Genomic DNA, 905 nt, shown 5'->3' with positions numbered 1-905 from the left:
GGTTGCCCAGCTGCGCGACCGTCGCCGACGCGCTGGCGTGGTAGCCGCTCATCGCGGCGACATCCTGGGCCCACATCTGCTCGTATTCGGCCTCGGCCGCCGCGATCGCCGGCGCGTTCTGGCCGAACAGGTTCGACATCACCAGCGACACCAGCTGGCCGCGATTGGCCGTGATCGACCCGGGGTCCACGATGGTCGCCAGCGCGGCCTCGTAGGCGACGGCCGCCGCCCGCGCCTGGGCCGCCGACTGCTCGGCTTGCGCGGCCGCCCCGCCCAGCCAGTCCACGTACCCGGCGGCCGCGTTGGTCATGGACGCCGCCGACGGGCCCTGCCAGGCCTGCCCGGCCAGGTCCGAGGTCACGGAGCTGAATGCGCTTGCCGCCGCGCTCAACTCACTGCGGATCCCGTCCCAGGCCGCAGCGGCCGCCAACATTGGCGCTGACCCGGCACCGGAGAACATCCGGGACGAATTGATCTCCGGCGGGAGCACCAAAAAGCTCATGACCGCGGTCCCTTCTCAGCAGCGAGCCCCGGGAGCCAAAGTGTGCCGTTGCTCGGGTTCGCACGCAACCGCGACTGCGAGCGCTTGATCCCTGCGGTCCGGTCCGCAACGATCGTGCGGCGGCCGGGATTGGATTCCCGCCTAACGGGGTATGGGGCAGGCCGGAGAATGTACGTTGCTCCAGTGGCTGCTGAAGGTCTGATCAACGACGATCGAGGGGAGCAGTGATGAACTTTTCGGTGTTTCCGCCCGAGGTCAACTCGGTGCTCCTGCTTGATGGGCCGGGCCCGGGGCCGATGCTGGAGGCGGCGGCGGCCTGGGACGGGATCCGCAGTGAGTTGAGCGCGGCGGCAAGCGCATTCAGCTCCGTGACCTCGGACCTGGCCGGGCAGGCCTGGCAGGG

General features: G+C 70.1%; 2 protein-coding genes. One reads left to right on the top strand and one right to left on the bottom strand.

The features are described from left to right. The coding region (locus A5696_RS13615; RefSeq protein WP_231964321.1) for a PPE family protein at nucleotides 1-502 on the bottom strand (502 nt) is incomplete at its 3' end. 227 nt (nucleotides 503-729) lie between these two features. Here A5696_RS13615 and A5696_RS27100 point away from each other — a divergent pair. Beyond that, a partial coding sequence (locus A5696_RS27100) for a PPE domain-containing protein (RefSeq protein WP_197516869.1) occupies nucleotides 730-905 on the top strand: 176 nt, incomplete at its 3' end.

Origin of the sequence: Mycobacterium sp. E2699, assembly GCF_001666745.1 — a bacterium.
GTDB lineage: Bacteria > Actinomycetota > Actinomycetes > Mycobacteriales > Mycobacteriaceae > Mycobacterium.
This window is presented reverse-complemented; position numbering and strand designations above follow the sequence as displayed.